1 protein-coding gene is annotated in these 277 nt (G+C 42.6%); it reads right to left on the bottom strand.

What is annotated here, in order from left to right:
• Positions 1-277, bottom strand: a 277-nt coding sequence (locus AAEY93_RS20510; protein WP_351079490.1) for a hypothetical protein, incomplete at both ends; no start/stop codon positions are given.

Below are 277 nucleotides of genomic sequence, written 5' to 3' on the forward strand. Positions count from 1 at the left end.
TTCATAGACTTGCCACGGTCTTTATAAATAGTTTGAAAGAAGTGTAGTGCATTAACCAGCTCAACGACTTCAGCGGTTTCACCTTCAGGACTTTCTCCTGATTCTAAAAGGTTGATGGCCCTTAGTTCGATGATGCGATTCTGTATCACTTCATTATCTTTTAGATTTTTTAGCGAGCGTTCTGCGTTCGCTTGATTCTTGGCTTTGTAGCCAGCGTCTGCCATTGCCTCTAAGTCATCAAGACCTTCAGCGACATTTTGACAATACGCCTCTTGTC

The organism is Shewanella sp. CAL98-MNA-CIBAN-0140, assembly GCF_040309905.1.
Lineage (GTDB): Bacteria > Pseudomonadota > Gammaproteobacteria > Enterobacterales > Shewanellaceae > Shewanella > Shewanella psychromarinicola.